This window comes from Nonomuraea sp. NPDC059194, from assembly GCF_042754765.1.
GTDB lineage: Bacteria > Actinomycetota > Actinomycetes > Streptosporangiales > Streptosporangiaceae > Nonomuraea.
In genome coordinates, this window is the sequence record NZ_JBHZBH010000002.1 from 126,538 (window position 1) to 141,505 (window position 14,968).

The 14,968-nt window shown below is 70.7% G+C and carries 14 protein-coding genes and 1 riboswitch; of the genes, 6 read left to right on the top strand and 8 right to left on the bottom strand.

Translation table 11 applies throughout. The features are described from left to right. Positions 1 to 94 precede the first annotated feature (94 nt). Positions 95 to 1,135, top strand: a complete 1,041-nt coding sequence (locus ACFXJ8_RS03295; protein ID WP_379642166.1) for an LLM class F420-dependent oxidoreductase — start codon at positions 95 to 97, stop codon at positions 1,133 to 1,135. Here ACFXJ8_RS03295 and ACFXJ8_RS03300 read toward each other — a convergent pair. Continuing rightward, the gene (locus ACFXJ8_RS03300) at positions 1,116 to 2,357 is read right to left on the bottom strand and encodes a PIG-L family deacetylase (RefSeq protein ID WP_379642167.1); all 1,242 of its coding nucleotides are present in this window, start codon (positions 2,355 to 2,357) and stop codon (positions 1,116 to 1,118) included. The two genes, ACFXJ8_RS03295 and ACFXJ8_RS03300, sit on opposite strands and share 20 nt — an antisense overlap. A 368-nt stretch (positions 2,358 to 2,725) precedes the next feature. On the opposite strand from ACFXJ8_RS03300, the gene ACFXJ8_RS03305 reads away from it, so the two are divergent. The 4 genes from ACFXJ8_RS03305 (at position 2,726) to ACFXJ8_RS03320 (ending at position 7,960) form a co-directional block, all read left to right on the top strand. After that, positions 2,726 to 4,846: a glycosyltransferase family 4 protein gene (locus ACFXJ8_RS03305; RefSeq protein ID WP_379642168.1), complete on the top strand. Its 2,121-nt coding sequence runs from the start codon at positions 2,726 to 2,728 to the stop codon at positions 4,844 to 4,846. 104 nt (positions 4,847 to 4,950) lie between these two features. Beyond that, entirely contained in the window at positions 4,951 to 5,013 is a 63-nt protein-coding gene (locus ACFXJ8_RS03310; protein ID WP_350655493.1) for a putative leader peptide, read from the top strand. A gap of 96 nt (positions 5,014 to 5,109) precedes the next feature. Next, complete coding sequence (locus tag ACFXJ8_RS03315) at positions 5,110 to 6,399, top strand: dicarboxylate/amino acid:cation symporter (RefSeq protein ID WP_379642169.1); 1,290 nt, start codon at positions 5,110 to 5,112, stop codon at positions 6,397 to 6,399. A 169-nt stretch (positions 6,400 to 6,568) separates the two neighbouring features. After that, positions 6,569 to 7,960, top strand: coding sequence for a hypothetical protein (locus ACFXJ8_RS03320; RefSeq protein ID WP_379642170.1), 1,392 nt, complete (start codon positions 6,569 to 6,571; stop codon positions 7,958 to 7,960). Position 7,961: 1 nt separating this feature from the next. Here ACFXJ8_RS03320 and ACFXJ8_RS03325 read toward each other — a convergent pair whose 3' ends face one another. The 7 genes from ACFXJ8_RS03325 to ACFXJ8_RS03355 form a co-directional block, all read right to left on the bottom strand. Continuing rightward, positions 7,962 to 8,411 carry a PH domain-containing protein gene (locus ACFXJ8_RS03325; protein WP_379642171.1) on the bottom strand — a complete coding sequence of 150 codons (450 nt, stop codon included), beginning with the start codon at positions 8,409 to 8,411 and terminating at the stop codon, positions 7,962 to 7,964. A 45-nt stretch (positions 8,412 to 8,456) separates the two neighbouring features. Then, positions 8,457 to 8,924, bottom strand: a complete 468-nt coding sequence (gene ribH / locus ACFXJ8_RS03330) for a 6,7-dimethyl-8-ribityllumazine synthase (RefSeq protein WP_379642172.1) — start codon at positions 8,922 to 8,924, stop codon at positions 8,457 to 8,459. 64 nt (positions 8,925 to 8,988) lie between these two features. Beyond that, on the bottom strand, positions 8,989 to 10,191 hold the full coding sequence (locus ACFXJ8_RS03335; RefSeq protein ID WP_379642173.1) for a bifunctional 3,4-dihydroxy-2-butanone-4-phosphate synthase/GTP cyclohydrolase II: 1,203 nt from the start codon (positions 10,189 to 10,191) through the stop codon (positions 8,989 to 8,991). Beyond that, positions 10,188 to 10,817 carry a nicotinamide riboside transporter PnuC gene (gene pnuC, locus ACFXJ8_RS03340; protein ID WP_379642174.1) on the bottom strand — a complete coding sequence of 210 codons (630 nt, stop codon included), beginning with the start codon at positions 10,815 to 10,817 and terminating at the stop codon, positions 10,188 to 10,190. Before pnuC ends, ACFXJ8_RS03335 begins: the two co-directional genes overlap by 4 nt. Beyond that, positions 10,814 to 11,404, bottom strand: a complete 591-nt coding sequence (locus tag ACFXJ8_RS03345) for a riboflavin synthase (protein WP_379642175.1) — start codon at positions 11,402 to 11,404, stop codon at positions 10,814 to 10,816. The genes pnuC and ACFXJ8_RS03345 overlap by 4 nt, the downstream gene beginning before the upstream one ends. Then, the gene (gene ribD / locus ACFXJ8_RS03350; protein WP_379642176.1) at positions 11,404 to 12,558 is read right to left on the bottom strand and encodes a bifunctional diaminohydroxyphosphoribosylaminopyrimidine deaminase/5-amino-6-(5-phosphoribosylamino)uracil reductase RibD; all 1,155 of its coding nucleotides are present in this window, start codon (positions 12,556 to 12,558) and stop codon (positions 11,404 to 11,406) included. The genes ACFXJ8_RS03345 and ribD overlap by 1 nt, the downstream gene beginning before the upstream one ends. A 106-nt stretch (positions 12,559 to 12,664) precedes the next feature. Continuing rightward, positions 12,665 to 12,795, bottom strand: a riboswitch (FMN riboswitch). A gap of 115 nt (positions 12,796 to 12,910) precedes the next feature. Continuing rightward, on the bottom strand, positions 12,911 to 13,720 hold the full coding sequence (locus tag ACFXJ8_RS03355; protein ID WP_379642177.1) for an oxygenase MpaB family protein: 810 nt from the start codon (positions 13,718 to 13,720) through the stop codon (positions 12,911 to 12,913). Positions 13,721 to 13,969: 249 nt separating this feature from the next. On the opposite strand from ACFXJ8_RS03355, the gene ACFXJ8_RS03360 reads away from it, so the two are divergent. Then, positions 13,970 to 14,962, top strand: coding sequence for an ABC transporter permease (locus ACFXJ8_RS03360; RefSeq protein ID WP_379642178.1), 993 nt, complete (start codon positions 13,970 to 13,972; stop codon positions 14,960 to 14,962). Positions 14,963 to 14,968 lie beyond the last annotated feature (6 nt).

Here is a 14,968-nt window from a genome sequence, read left to right on the forward strand (position 1 = left end):
CGGCCCCCGGAGTTGACCAGGGTAGGCGCTCGCCGGGTGACACGCGAAGCAGTAACCTTGGGCCGAACATAGTTCGGTTACTAGGGAGTTCGGCATGCGGATCGGGATGGCGCTCAACTACTCAGGCGGCTTCAAGGAGACGGTCGCCGAGCTGGCCGACTACGAGAAGGCCGGGCTCGACATCGTCTTCGTGGCCGAGGCCTACTCCTTCGACGCCGTGAGCCAGATGGGCTACATCGCGGCCAAGACCGAACGGCTGGAGATCGCCTCCGGCATCCTGCCGATCTACTCGCGCACGCCGACCCTGCTGGCGATGACCGCGGCCGGCATGGACTACGTCTCCGACGGCCGCTTCACCCTGGGCCTGGGCGCCTCGGGACCGCAGGTGATCGAGGGCTTCCACGGCGTGCCGTACACCGCTCCGCTGGGCCGTACCAGGGAGGTCATCGAGATCTGCCGCAAGGTGTGGGAACGCGAGCGGCTCACCTACGAAGGTAAGCACTACACGCTGCCGCTGCCCGCCGACAAGGGCACGGGGCTCGGCAAGCCGCTCAAGCTGATCAACCACCCGGTGCGGTCGCGGATCCCGATCGTGGTGGCCGCGATCGGCCCGAAGAACGTCGAGCTGACCGCCGAGATCGCCGAGGGCTGGGAGCCGATCTTCTACATGCCGGAGAAGGCCGCCGACGTGTGGGGCGCCTCGCTGGCGGCCGGCCGGGCCAAGCGCGACGCCTCGCTGGGCGAGCTGGACGTCATCGCGCAGGCTGCGCTCTACATCGGCGACGACGGCGACGCCCTGCTGGAGCTCGGCCGGTCGATGGCGGCCCTGTACATCGGCGGCATGGGCGCCAAGGGCAAGAACTTCTACAACGAGCTGGCCCGCCGCTACGGCTACGAGAAGGAGGCCGAGCAGATCCAGGAGCTCTACCTGGCGGGCAACAAGAAGGAGGCCGAGGCGCTGGTCCCGCAGGAGCTACTGGAGCGGATGTCGCTCATCGGCACCGAGGGCTTCGTCCGCGACCGGGTGCAGGCCATGAAGGAGTCGGGCGTCACCACGCTGAACGTGACGCCGATGGGCCGTACCCACGAGGAGCGCATCCGGCTGCTGGAGAAGGTCAAGGAGCTGGCGGCCTAGCCTCCAGCGCGTGGAACCACCGCTGCTCGGGCCGTCCCCTGTCGCAGGCCGCCAGGCGCAGCCTGGGGTGGCGGGCGAGCAGGTCGTCCTGGTGCAGGCACCCCTCTGACGTGCTGATGAGGCCGCCGGGGGCGAGCTGCCATCGTTGTTCCTTTCCGCCGTCACAGGCGGCCAGGGCGGGCGTCCGTCGTGCCGACAGGCAGCGCCCGTTCATGGCGCTGCGGAGGGTGACGCCCTGGTGAGTGGAGCCGCGGAGGGTCGCGCTGTGGAGGCTGGCGCTGTGGAGGCTGGCGGCGCGCACGTGCCAGCGCTGGGCGGGCGTGCCGTCACAGGCATGTGTCCGTACGGCGCCGCCTGGCCCGGCCGCCAGGCAGCGCGCGGTGGTGGCGTCGTCGTTGGGCGCGTCGGTGCCGCCCATCCACGACACGATCGTGCCGGGCGCAGGTGAGGGCGGCTCCCGCCGGTACTGCCTGGCGACCCACTCGCGGTCGCCCGCCGCCAGCGTGCCGGCCGGGCAGGGGCCCGCTTTGCATCCGGCGTGCCCGACGTACGCGGCGAAGATCTCGCTCTTGCGCGCCCGCTCGCCGGGGCCGAGGTTGGCGGGCAGCGTCGTGATGCCGTACCCCCGGTAGAAGACGATGGCCGGTCGCAGGCCGGGCGTGGCGGCCATGGCCTGGCGGACGGCCAGCGCCGTGTAGCGCGCCGTCACCGCGTGGTCGCTGTGATCGACCGGCTCGGTGAGGCTGAAGCCGAGACGGGTGCTCTGGTGGTCCAGGGTGCGAACGGTGTCGGGCCGGAACCGCTCGACCAGCTCGCGCAGGGTCGCCACCAGCGTCCGCTCGTCGTAGCGGGCGGTGCCGTCCACCGTGGTGATGTGGTCGAGGTCGCCGCGGAACAGCTTGAGCAGGCTCTGCCGCCCCTGGGCCCGGCTGCCCCGCCCTCTGGGGTAGCCGTCGGGCAGGCCGAGGAACAGCAACTGGATCTTCCCGCCACCGAGGGAGTAGCCGCGGACCGCGCCCACGTCGGACCGCTGCCAGGTGTCTGGCGCCCCTGCCATGAGGGCGTAGGCGGCGCGGACCCCGGCCTCCCTGTCGCCGACGTAGCCGTCGGTGCGCCCGGCGTCGCCCGCCGTCAGGTACACCACGCGCAGGCAGGCCCCCGCGTCGTGGTCGCCGCTGATGGCGGGGTTGATGAACAGCAGGTCGTCGTCCTGGTGCGCCACCGCGACGAGCGTCGTACGCGCACACGCCGCCGCCCTGGTCGAGGCGGGTGCCGGGACACATCCGGCGAGCAGGAGCCAACATCCTGACAGCGCGAGCACAGCTCTGGTCACAGCGCTTCTCCTTCTCCGATTCGGACACTCTCGGTGACCGTTTGATTGTCCTGCGTGACGAGAGCGGGTCCGGCGACTTTCCGGCACGTGGGCGAGTCCTTGCCGCCCGGCGTCCCTGCCGCGGGCCAGCGCAACGTCAAGCCCTCGCCAAATCGCCGTCACGCCTTGGCCCGCTACCGCGCCGGCGCGCCGGGAGGACGGCACGATGGGCATCGCCGTATCCCATGATCGGCTCGCAGCGGCTCAGTGGAGAACCGATGAAGATCGTCTTTCTGATCCAGAATCTGTACGGCATCGGCGGGACGATCCGCTCGACCGTCAACCTCACCGCGGCGCTGGCCGAGCGGCACCAGGTGGAGATCGCCAGCCTCCTGCGGACCGCGGACGAGCCCTCCTTCGCCGTCGACCCCCGCGTCACCGTGCGCGACCTGGTGGACCTGCGCCCAGGCTCGCCGTACTTCGACGGCAAGGACCCGCGCCACTCGCAGCCGTCGACCGGCTACGCCAGGGGCGACACCAAGGGCTACGACCGGTGCTCGCGCCTGACCGACGAGCGCATGGCCGCCTACCTGGCCGCCTGCGACGCCGACGTGGTCGTCGCGACCCGCCCTGGACTGATCGTCTACCTGTCCAGGTACGGCACGCGGCGCTACCTCAAGGTCGGCCAGGAACACCTGATCCACGACGGGCAGAGCCCCGCGCTGCTGCCCGAGCTACGTGAGCACTGCCCCAGGCTCGACGTGCTGGTGACCATGTCAGAGGGCGACGCGGCCGTGTACCGGGCCAAGATGCCGTTCATCGGGACGGCAGTGGTCTCGATCCCCAACGGCGTCCCCGCGCCCGCCGTCGAACCGTCCACGCTCGACACCAGGGTGATCGTCGCCGCGGGACGGCTGACGCCCGTCAAGCGGTACGAGCTGTTGATCGAGGCCTTCGCCAAGGTGGCCGCCCAGCGGCCCGACTGGAGTCTGCGCCTGTACGGCAGGGGCAAGGAGGCTCCCCGGTTGCAGGAGCTGATCGACGATCTGGGGCTCAACGGGCGCGCCTTCCTGATGGGCGCGCGCTCCCCCATCGACACCGAGTGGGCCAAGGGGTCGATCGCGGCGGTGTCGTCCAAGCTGGAGTCGTTCGGCATGACCATCGTCGAGGCCATGCGGTGCGGCGTCCCGGTCGTCAGCGTCGACTGCCCCTTCGGTCCTCGCGAGATCATCGAGCACGGCGTCGACGGGCTGCTGGTGCGGGAGGCGACGGCGTCGGCGCTGGCCGACGGGCTGCTGCGGCTGATCGACGACGAGGCGCTGCGCCGCGCGATGGGCGTGGCCGCGCTGGCCTCCGCGGCGCGCTTCGATCCGGCCGAGATCGCGCTGCGGTACGAGCGGCTGTTCGCCGAGCACGTGCAGGCGCGCCGCCGCGGCCCGCTGGCCCTGCTGGGGGGCCTGCTGAACGGGAAGCGGAAGCTGGACGGCAAGGCGCTTGCCGGGAACGGGAAGGGGGCCCTCGGCGGGAAGGTGCGCTCGGGCGTGCGGGCGTTGCTGCCGTGGAAGGCGGCGGCCCGTCCGCGCGCGGCCAGGCGGCCGATCACCGGCCACTGTCTCGCGCACCCGGACGGCAGCCTGACGATCCGGCTCGACCGCGCCTCGTGGCCCGCGGGAAGGACTCCCGAGGGGTGGTCGCTGAAGCTGCGGCGGCACGGCGCCGACAGCGCGATCGAGGTGCCGTTCACCCCGTCGGGCGAGGCCGTGCTCGATCGGGGGCGGCACCAGCTCGTCGAGGGCCGCTGGGACGTGCACGTGGCCAGGCCTGGCCAGCGGCTGCGGCGGCTGGTCTCGGGGATGTGCGACACCCGCGCCCTGGTGAACGCCTTCCCCGATCTCCACCGGCCGCTGGAGACGTGGACGCCCTACGCCACCGAGCAGGGCGATCTGTCGATCTCCGTCCATGTCAGGAAGGCGCACGCCGAGGTCACCGATCTGGTGTCCAGTCCCGCCAAGCTCATCGTCCACGGCCTGCTGGTGAACCTCCCGCACGGCCCGCTGACCCTGCTCGCCCAGCGGCGCGGCACTGCGGCGGGCGCCGAGGACGACGGCGGGCAGGTGATCCTTCCCGCCCAGGCCCACCTCGACGGCCGGTTCAGCTGCGCGGTGCCGTACGAACGGCTGGTGGCGGCGCGCGAGCAGGAGCACGAGGCATGGGACCTGTATCTGTGCCCGGCCGATCAGGGCGGGCCCATGCGGCTCGGCCGCTTCTGCGACGACATCGCCGACCGGAAGGCCGTGGACCGCTACCCCCGCCATCGCGTGGACGGGGCCCTGGTGCGCGCCTCGTACACCTCGGGCAACGAGCTGTCCATTCACATCACCGCCCGCGAGACCGAGTGACGTGTCTGGAAAAGTCTTGATTTGTGAGGTAGATCACTCATACAGTCGGAATACTGTACTGTTCACTACGGTTTACTGATGCTGTGAGGTTTTCCGTCCTGTCTGTGTGGCTCGTCGAGCGGCTGCACATCGATCTCTGTCGTCTGACCGGCTCCCTCTGTCGCTGATCGCGCTCTGACGAGCGCTCGATCGCCCGACCCCTCACCCACCCCCCTTTCGCATGCCCTCGCCGTGGCATGCCGTCTTTCGGAGCCTTCCTCATCGTGAAGAGATTCTCGTTTTCCCTGCAGTTGCTGCTGGGCCTGGTCGCGGGCGTGGCCCTTGGCTTCGCGGCCCGCATCTGGGAGCTGGCCTGGCTGGCCGACACCCTCACCGAAGTCGGAAAGATCTTCGTCCAGCTGCTCAAGCTGGCAGTGCCGCCGCTGGTGTTCACCGCCGTGGTGGTCAGCGTCGCCAACCTGCGCAACGTCAACGGCGCGGCCAGGCTGGCGGGTAAGACGCTGTTCTGGTTCCTGGCCACCGGGCTGATCGCCGTCGTCGTCGGCATCGGCCTCGGCCTGATCCTCAACCCCGGCCAGGGCGTGACCCTGAGCACCGCGGGCGCGAAGGCGCCCGAGAGCGTCGGCACCTGGGTCGACTTCCTCACCGGCATCATCCCGACGAACATCGTCACGGCGTTCACCGAGCTCAACGTCCTCCAGATCGTCTTCCTGGGAGTCGTCCTCGGCGCGGCGGCCATGGCGGTCGGCGAGAAGGCCGAGCCGTTCCTCGCCTTCAGCCGTTCGATCCTCGACCTGGTCCAGAAGGCGCTGTGGTGGGTCATCCGCCTAGCCCCGATCGGCACCGCGGGCCTGATCGGCAAGTCGGTCGCCACCTACGGCTGGGACCTGCTCGCGCCGCTGGCCAAGTTCAGCCTCGGCGTCTACGTCGGCTGCTTCATCGTCCTGCTGGCCGTCTACCCGACGCTGCTGGCGGTGGTCGGCAAGGTCAACCCGATCACGTTCTTCCGCAACGCGTGGCCCGCGATCGAGCTGGCCTTCGTCTCCCGCTCCTCGGTCGGCACGCTGCCGCTCACGCAGAAGGTCACCATCGAGCGCCTGGGCGTCGACCGCGACTACGCCTCCTTCGCCGTGCCGTTCGGCGCGACGACCAAGATGGACGGCTGCGCCTCGATCTACCCGGCGCTGGCGGCGATCTTCGTGGCGCAGGTCTTCGACGTCCCGCTGGGGATCGGCGAGTACCTGCTGATCGCGTTCGTCTCCGTGGTCGGCTCGGCCGCGACGGCCGGACTGACCGGCGCGATCGTCATGCTCACGCTGACGCTCAGCACGCTCGGCCTGCCCCTGGAGGGCGTCGGCCTGCTGCTGGCCATCGACCCGATCCTGGACATGATCCGCACCGCGACCAACGTCGCCGGACAGATCGTGGTGCCGGTCCTGGTCGCCCGCGGCGAGGGCCGGATCGACGAGGCGGTCCTGAACGCTCCCCCGCAGCCGCTCGACGAGGCTCCGGTGAGCGCGCCGCGCGCCTCGGGTGAGCCCGCGATCGCCTGACGTCCTCATCCGGTACACGAGAAGACGGGGTGGCCCGCGCAGGGGCCGCCCCGTCTTCTCGTGTACCAGGATTGTTCCGAGATGGTGCCGGGAGGGGGTCCACCCAGGCCAAACTGGCCGAATTCCGGTACATTCACACAACCCCTGTCTGTGAATCCGGAGTACGCGCATGGCCCACCTGCTGGACACCTTGGACGACGAGGTCCCCATCACCTATGGGCAGTTCATGCTCCGGGGCGTGAGCGGGCTCCAGGGTGTCGACACCCGGGTCCACCTGGCCGAGCTCGACCGTCAGATCTACCTGTACGCCAGTGCCGAGCACAGCCGCGTCAGGGTGGAGGTGTGGGACGGCCCGCCCCCGCCGTGGGAGGGGCACGGCAAGCTGGTGGCCGACGCCCGGTGCGTGGCCGAGACCGGGGTCGTGGCCGTCACGCCGTACATGTTCGCGGGCTCGGGGCGCAGCGTGCTGATCGGCCCCGCCTTCTTCGAGTACGGCCTGCACCTGTACGCGCACAACGCCGAGCGGCTGCTGCGCTTCTGGCCCATCAGGGACGTCTTCGACCCCGCCCTGCACCTGCGACCCGACGGTGTGGACGCCGACGCGAAGCCGGTGGAGACGGTGGAGGCGCGCTCGACGTTGGGCGACTGGGTCTCCACCAGGGTGCTCGGCTCGTCGCTGCCGCCCGCCTCGCCCGCCTCGCCGAAGGCGGAGGAGGACTGGCCGCTCGACCACGAGCACGAGGTCAGGCTGGCCGAGCTGCTCGGCGACCTGCGGACGCGGCTGATGACCCGCCCGCCGACCTGGCTGCTCGACACCGACGAGGGCAACCGCAGCCGCTACCTCAACGAGCTGCGCAGCTCGGTGGCCACCGCCAGGCGGCTGAACCCGGACGGGCTGCCGACCTTCCAGCTGTCGTTCGGCGAACTGGTGGAGCGCCCGCAGCCGGGGCTGAGCTACCGGCTGTGGCAGTGGCGCCCGATCCTCCCGCCCGCCGATGCGGCCTCCGCAGGCCCGGGATTCCCGGACCGCGAAGGCGTCGCGGCCCCGGGGAAGGAGCGCGACGAGACGGGACACACCCGGACCGACCGCGCCGAGACCCACCGTGCCCTGGCCGACCCCACCGTGACCGATCCCACCGTGACCGATCCCACCGTGACCGATCCCACCGTGACCGATCCCACCGTGACCGATCCCACCGGGATCCAGCCCATCGGGACCGAACCCGTCGGGGCCGAGCGCCACGGGACGGTGTCCGCCGCTACGGCCGCCGTGACCGCGACGGCCGAGCTCGCCCCGCCCGAGCCGGAGCCCGCCGAGACCACTCCCGCCGTGACCACTCCCGTCGAGACCACTCCCGTCGTGACCACCCTCGCCGGGGCTCCCGAGACGCTCACCGCCGAGCGCGAGGTGCGGGCGCTCGACGCGCTGCGCAGGCGCATGCTGGTGACCGGCATCGTGACCGTGCTGCGCGAGGAGAACGGCGTCGTGGAGGCCCGCGACGCCGTACCCGCCGAGGTCACCAGAGTCCTGGCCGCGGAGAGGGCCTGGGCCCTCGACTGACCTACTCCCGCGCCTCGCCCTTGGCCCTGATGAGCGACTCCAGCTCGGCGGTGGCCCGGCGGGCGCGGGCCTTCTCGCTGCCCTGAATGCCCATCGCGCCCACGGTCATCCCGTCGGAGAAGTCGATCTTCGGCCACGGGTCGCCTTCGAGCAGCGTGACGTCGATCACCTCGGGCCAGGTGTAGCGGTGGGTACGCAGCGCGTTGACGAGCGTGATGCCCTCGTCGTCCGCCTCGACCCTGACCCTGCCGAGGCGGTGCAGCACCCAGGCGACCGCGCACCCGAAGACGACGATCATGATCTTGTCGGGGAGCTGGAAGGGCTCCGAGATCAGCAGCGCCATCACGATCGCGCCGACGACGACGACCGACGCGAAACCGTAGGCCACGTATCTCGCCCTGACCGGCCGCCAGGTGAGGGGCAGGGGCGGCGGACTGACTGGCTCAGGCATCTCGGCTCTCGCTGGGTCGAAAACGTACGGGTTGACCAAGGAAAGCTATCGCAGCCCGCGCAGCACCAGCGCCGTCTCCAGCGCCGCCACCGTCGACTCGTAGCCCTTGTCCTCGACGCTGTCCGGCAGCCCGCTCCTGGCGAGCGCCTGGTCGAGCGTGTCGCAGGTGAGCACGCCGTTGCCGACGGGCGTCTCCTCGTCGAGCGAGATCCGCGTGAGACCCGCCGTGACCGAGTCGCAGACGTAGTCGAAGTGAGCGGTCTCGCCGCGGATCACCGCGCCGAGCGCCACCACCGCGTCGTGCCTCCTGGCCAGGGCCTGGGCCACGACCGGGATCTCCAGCGACCCCGCCACGCGCACCACCGTGGCGTTCGCGCCGCTGTCCTGCGCCGCCTGTACGGCCCGCGCCACCAGCTGGTCGGTGATCTTCCCGTGCCAGCTGGCGGCCACGATGCCGACGCTCAGCCCCCCGGCCTCGACCGAGGTCGCCACCGGCCTGCCCTGTCCACTCACAGGCCCTCCTCCGTCGGGCCTGTGAGCCAGACTGCTGTGTTGACTGGTTCGCTCACAAGCTCGCTCACAATTCGTGCCCCAATCGGTCTCGTTTGGCCGCCAGATAGGTCTGGTTGTAGGGATTGACGGCCACCGGCATCGGCTCGCGGCCCAGCACCTTGATGCCGTAGCCGTCCATGCCGCGCAGCTTGGCCGGGTTGTTGGTGAGCAGCCTGACCGACCTGACGCCGAGGTCGGCCAGCATCTGCCCGGCGTTGGAGAACTCCCTCGCGTCGACCGGCAGGCCGAGCTCCAGGTTGGCGTCGACGGTGTCGCTGCCGTTGTCCTGCAGGCTGTAGGCCTTGAGCTTGGCCAGCAGGCCGATGCCCCTGCCCTCGTGGCCGCGCAGGTAGACGACCACCCCGCGGCCCTCCTTCGCGATGGCCGCCATCGCGTGGTCGAGCTGCACGCCGCAGTCGCAGCGCAGCGAACCGAACACGTCGCCGGTCAGGCACTCGGAGTGGGCGCGCACCAGGACGTTCTCGCCGTCGCCCAGCTCGCCGAGCACCAGCGCGACGTGCTCGCCGCCGTCGAGGGCGCTGGCGTAGCCGTAGGCCCGCCACATGCCGTGCTCGTTGGGCAGCCGGGTCTCGGCGACCCTGGTGACCATGCTCTCGGTACGCCGGCGGTGGTCGACGAGCTGCTCGATGGAGATGAGCGCGAGGTCGTGCTGGTCGGCGAAGGCACGCAGCTCGGGCAGCCTGGCCATCGTGCCGTCGTCGTTGACGATCTCGGCCAGCACGCCCGCGGGGCTCAGCCCTGCCATGCGGGCCAGGTCGACGGCGGCCTCCGTGTGGCCCCTCCTGGCCAGCACGCCGCCCTCGTGGTAGCGCAGCGGGAAGATGTGGCCTGGCCGTACCAGCTCCTGGGGTTCGGTGGCGGAGTCGGCCAGCGTGCGGATGGTCCTGGCCCGGTCGGCAGCCGAGATGCCGGTGGTGATGCCGTCGCGGGCGTCGACGCTGATGGTGTAGGCGGTCCGCATCCGCTCCTTGTTCTGGACCACCATGAGCGGCAGGCCGAGCCGGTCGAGTGTCCTGCCCTCCATCGGCACGCAGATGACGCCGCTGGTGTGGCGGATGGTGAAGGTCAGCAGTTCGGGCGTGGCCTTGGCGGCGGCGAAGATGATGTCGCCCTCGTTCTCGCGGTTCTCGTCGTCGACGACCACGACCGGCCTGCCCTCGCGGATGTCGTGCACGGCCCGCTCGACCGAGTCGAAGATCGCGCTCATGCCGGCACCGCCGCCGCCTGCGTGGACCTGTACTGCTTGAGCCAGCTGCGGAAGCCGAGCAGCACCAGCACGAGGAAGACCGCGTAGACCACACCGGAGACCACCAGGCCAGAGGTGAAGGCCAGCGGCACGCCGACCAGGTCGACCAGGACCCAGATCCACCAGAAGTCGATCAGCGCCCTGCCCTGGGCGAACGTGGCCACCGCCGAGCCGACGAAGATGTAGGCGTCGGGCCACGGCGCCCACGAGATGTGCAGGTCCATGGAGTTGAGCCAGGTGAACAGCAGCGCGATCGCGACCGTGCCGACCACCATCGCGCCGACCAGCGCCGAGCGCTCCTTCGTCGAGGCGGGCCTGACGGCCAGGCCGCCGTCGTCGCGCCTGCCCTTGGTCCACTTGTACCAGCCGTAGACGGCCAGGGCGCCGAACAGCACCTGCTTGAGCGCGTTGCCGGTGATGTGGGCGTTGATCGAGGCGATGAACAGCAGCACCGCGCCGGTGAGCTGCACCGGCCACGTCCACACCGACCTGCGCATCGCCAGCACCACCGTGGCCAGCGCCGCGATGTTGCCGATCAGGTCGGTCCAGTAGACGGGTGTGCCGAAGACGGTGAAGTCGCCGCTCACTTGGTCACCACCAGCTTCTCCACGTACTTCGCGATCACGTCCACCTCGAGGTTGACCACGTCGCCCACGCTCCTGCCGCCGAGGGTCGTCAGTTCGAGCGTGGTGGGGATGAGGCTGACGCCGAAGCTGTCGTCGTCCACGGTGGTGACGGTCAGGCTGATGCCGTCGACGGCGATCGAGCCCTTCTCCGCGACGTACCTGTTCAGCTCCGCCGGCAGCGAGAACCGCACGTCGTCCCACCGCTCGCCCGGCTCGCGCGACATCAGGACGCCGGTGCCGTCGACGTGGCCCTGCACGATGTGCCCGCCCAGGCGCTGGTCGGCCCGTACGGCCCGCTCCAGGTTGACCCGCGCGCCGCTCTCCACGCTGCTGAGCGAGCTCCTCCTGAGGGTCTCCCGCATCACGTCGACGGTGAACACCTCGTCGTCGACGTCGACGACGGTCAGGCACACGCCGTTGACCGCGATCGAGTCGCCGTGCTTGGCGTCGGAGGTGACGACCTTGCCGCGCACCGACAGCCTCGCCGCGTCGCCGAGGGGTTCGACGGCCACGATCTCGCCCAGTTCTTCCACAATTCCGGTGAACATCAGTTCTCCTCAGTCACGGGGCGGGCGGTGATCCGCAGGTCCGTCCCGATGGGGGTTACTTCCTCGAAGACCAGCCGGTGGGTGTCGGCGATCGTCCGCGCCCCCGCCTGCCCGAGCGCGGCGCTGCCCGAGCCGAGCAGCGCGGGCGCCACGTAGGCGATGACACGGTCGATGAGCCCTTCCCTCATGAAGGAACCGGCGAGGGTCGCTCCGCCTTCCAGGAACACGCTGACGACCTCCCTGCGGGCCAGCTCGGCCAGCAGGGCGTGCAGGTCCAGGCCGCCGTCCGCCGACCTCGGCAGGCGCAGGACGGGGGTCTGGAGGTCGGTCTCGGCGTCGTCGGCGACGGCCACGAGCGTGGGAGCCTCCGCCGACAGGACGGCGGCGGTCGCGGGGGTGCGGGCCTCGGTGTCGACGACCACCCGCAACGGCTGCCGGTCGGGGTTGGGGTGGGGTGGGGCGGTGGGGGCCGGGCGGGCGGTGAGGCGGGGGTCGTCGGCCAGGACGGTGCCGATTCCCGCGACGATCGCGTCGGACTCGGCGCGCAACCGGTGGACGTCCGCCCGCGCCTGCGGCGAGGTGATCCACTGGCTCGTGCCGTCCTCGGCCGCCGACCTGCCGTCGAGCGTGGCGGCGAACTTCCACGTCACGTGGGGCCTGCCCCTGCGCACGAATGTGAGCCACTCGGCGTTGCCGCGCTCGGCCTCCTCGGCCAGCACGCCGATCTCGACGGCGACCCCGTGGTCGCGCAACCGCGCCGCGCCGCCCGCGGCCGTCGGGTTGGGGTCGGCGACGGCGACCACCACCCTGGCGATCCCCGCCTTCAGCAACGCCTCGGCGCAGGGCCCCGTGCGCCCGGTGTGGGCGCACGGTTCGAGCGTCACGTAGGCGGTGCCGCCCCTGGCGCGCTCACCCGCCTCGCTCAGCGCCACGACCTCCGCGTGCGGTCCGCCCGCGTAGGCGTGGAAACCCTCTCCCGCGTGCGCTCCCGACGCGTCGACGATGACGCACCCGACGACCGGGTTGGGGCTGGTGGTGCCGCGACCCAGCGCGGCCAGCCGGACGGCCCTCGCCATATGGAGGGCGTCCATATGGAGGGCGTCATCGCTCGCGGGTACGGCCATGCCCGGCCGTGACTGGGCGGGTTCGTCCACCCCCGGACCTCCTACTCGCCAGTAGCTCTCAGCTACGGCGGGCCCCGGGGATGACAGGGTGCTGCGACGCATGCACCACAGAGGCGCCCGGCCTGAGACCGGACACCCGCGCGCTTCCTCCCATCCGGACTTTCACCGTCGGTCCCGGAATTTCACCGAGTCAACCGGCCGATGGCATCGGCCGGGTCGCGGACTGTCACCGCCGGTTCGGACTTTCACCGACCCCGGAGCACGCTAGCTCTGTTCTCGTCCAGTGTGCCATGCCCGAAAAGCCCGGCGCGACCGCCCCCGCCAGTAAACCCTAACAAACGCTTGGCCAACAACATTGGCGCAGGCGGGAGCCGCCGGGGGGTCACGCCGCCATGAGGCGGCGGGCGCGGCGGGCGGCGGGGGCGTAGCGGACGTGGGCCGGCACGAATCCGAGCCCCGTGTGCAGCGCCCGCAGCGACGCCGTCGCCCACAGGTCGCCCACCGGCGTCGCCGGCAGCCCGTACAGCCGGCGGGCCCACCGCGGCAGCGTCGCGAACGCCAGCAGCGTGAGCCCGGGCAGCATCGGCTTCAGCGGCGCGAGGTGCAGTGGCAGCGGCGCGTTGAGCGACAACCGCAGCGGGTGCGCCGCCTCTGGCACGAAGCGCAGCCCGGGCCGCGCCGCGTCGATGTAGTCGCGCAGTTCGCCCACCGAGCCCGGCACCTCCGCCGGCGACAGGCCGACCACCTCGGCCGCCGACCGCCATTCGGCCACGAACCTGTCGGCCTCCTCGTCGCTCAGCCGCACCCCCGCCCTGCGGGCCACCGTCAGGTAGGAGTCGACCTCGCCGACATGCACCCAGCGCAGCGCCTCTGGCTCGTCGAGGCGGAAACGCTCGCCGGTGTCGGGGTCGAGCGCCGTCAGCGTGGCGTGGATCTTCCTGACCCTCGCGCCCGCGCGCTCGACCTCGGCGCGCGTGCCGTACGTGCGGACCCTGACGAACTCGGTGGTGCGCTGGAAGCGCGACCACGACTCCGCCGGGTCCATGAGCGCGGAGTTCTGCAGCACGCCGCGCATCGCCCTGGGATGCAGGCCCTGCATGAGCAGGGCACGGAAGCCGCCCACCAGCAGGATGGGCTCCCCCATCACCCGCCAGGTCACCGAGCGCGGCCCGAACAGCCCGTGATCCTCCATAAGTGATCAATTACCCGGAAACCATGATCCTATGTCTGGGATTCGTCGGGTTCGTGTCGCGATTTCGTGACAAGCCGTCCCACACGCCGCCGATTGTCACCGACATTCGCCGGTACAGGCAACCCGGAATTGCGCCCCGAATATGTCCGCGTTGTTCGACAGAATCGTTAAAGAAGGCGCGGGCATTGATTTGCCCGGGGTGCTGATGCGAACGTGCGAACGAGGCACGAACGATCCGGGAGCACCCCCATGACCATCCCGACTCCGGCGCTCGACGTGGCCGCCGTGACCCCGATCCCGCAGGCCGTGGGCCGTTCGCCGGGCAGGCTGATGTGGCTGCGGTTCAAACGCGACCGCACCGGCGTCGCCGCCGCGCTGGTCGTCGCCTGCTTCTTTCTGGTCGCCGTTTCGGCGCCGCTCATTTCACTCGTGTACGGCAGGGACCCGTACACGCTTTACGGCCAGGAAACCCCCGGGCTGCTGAACGACTTCGGATATCCGGTGCAGCCGAACGGCGGCGTGAGTTCCGAATTCTGGTTCGGGATCGAGCCGGGTCTCGGCCGTGACGTGTTCACCCAGCTCGTCTACGGAATCAGGACCTCGCTGCTGATCGCGGTGGTCGCCACGGTGCTGACCTCGCTGCTCGGGGTGGTGCTCGGCATCGTGGCGGGATACGCGGGAGGGCGCGTCGACTCCTTCATCGGCCGGGTGATCGACATCGTGCTGTCCTTCCCCGCTGTGCTGTTCACGATCGCGTTCATGCCGGTCGTGGAGAACCTGTTCGTCAGCCCGAACGAGCAGACGCCCGTGTGGCTGCGCGCGGTCACGCTGGTCGTCGTGCTGACCGCCTTCAGCTGGGCGGGGCTGGCCAGGCTGCTGCGCGGCCAGGTGCTGACGCTGCGGGAGCGGGAGTTCGTCGAGGCCGCCAGGGTGACGGGGGCCTCGCCCGCCAGGGTGGTGTTCAGGGAGCTGCTGCCCAACCTGTGGACGCCGATCCTCATCCAGTCGACGCTGCTCCTGCCGGCCCTGGTGACCGCCGAGGCGGCGCTGTCGTTCCTGGGCGTCGGCATGATCGAGCCGATCCCCGACTGGGGGCGCATGTTCCTGCGCGGCACCGAGGTCTACCAGAACGACATCACCTACCTCGTCTTCCCCGGCGTCGCCCTGCTGGTCTTCGTCATCGCCTTCAACCTGCTCGGCGACTCGGTACGCGACGCCTTCGACCCGAAGATCAAACGATAGGAGAGA

What these genes read in the sequence shown, in the direction of transcription:
- ACFXJ8_RS03295 (WP_379642166.1), top strand. Translation starts at nt 95, where the DNA reads ATGCGGATCGGGATGGCGCTCAACTACTCAGGCGGCTTCAAGGAGACG.
- ACFXJ8_RS03305 (WP_379642168.1), top strand. Translation starts at nt 2,726, where the DNA reads ATGAAGATCGTCTTTCTGATCCAGAATCTGTACGGCATCGGCGGGACG.
- ACFXJ8_RS03320 (WP_379642170.1), top strand. Translation starts at nt 6,569, where the DNA reads ATGGCCCACCTGCTGGACACCTTGGACGACGAGGTCCCCATCACCTAT.
- ACFXJ8_RS03325 (WP_379642171.1), bottom strand. Translation starts at nt 8,411, where the DNA reads ATGCCTGAGCCAGTCAGTCCGCCGCCCCTGCCCCTCACCTGGCGGCCG.
- ACFXJ8_RS03335 (WP_379642173.1), bottom strand. Translation starts at nt 10,191, where the DNA reads ATGAGCGCGATCTTCGACTCGGTCGAGCGGGCCGTGCACGACATCCGC.
- ACFXJ8_RS03345 (WP_379642175.1), bottom strand. Translation starts at nt 11,404, where the DNA reads ATGTTCACCGGAATTGTGGAAGAACTGGGCGAGATCGTGGCCGTCGAA.
- ACFXJ8_RS03355 (WP_379642177.1), bottom strand. Translation starts at nt 13,720, where the DNA reads ATGGAGGATCACGGGCTGTTCGGGCCGCGCTCGGTGACCTGGCGGGTG.
- ACFXJ8_RS03360 (WP_379642178.1), top strand. Translation starts at nt 13,970, where the DNA reads ATGACCATCCCGACTCCGGCGCTCGACGTGGCCGCCGTGACCCCGATC.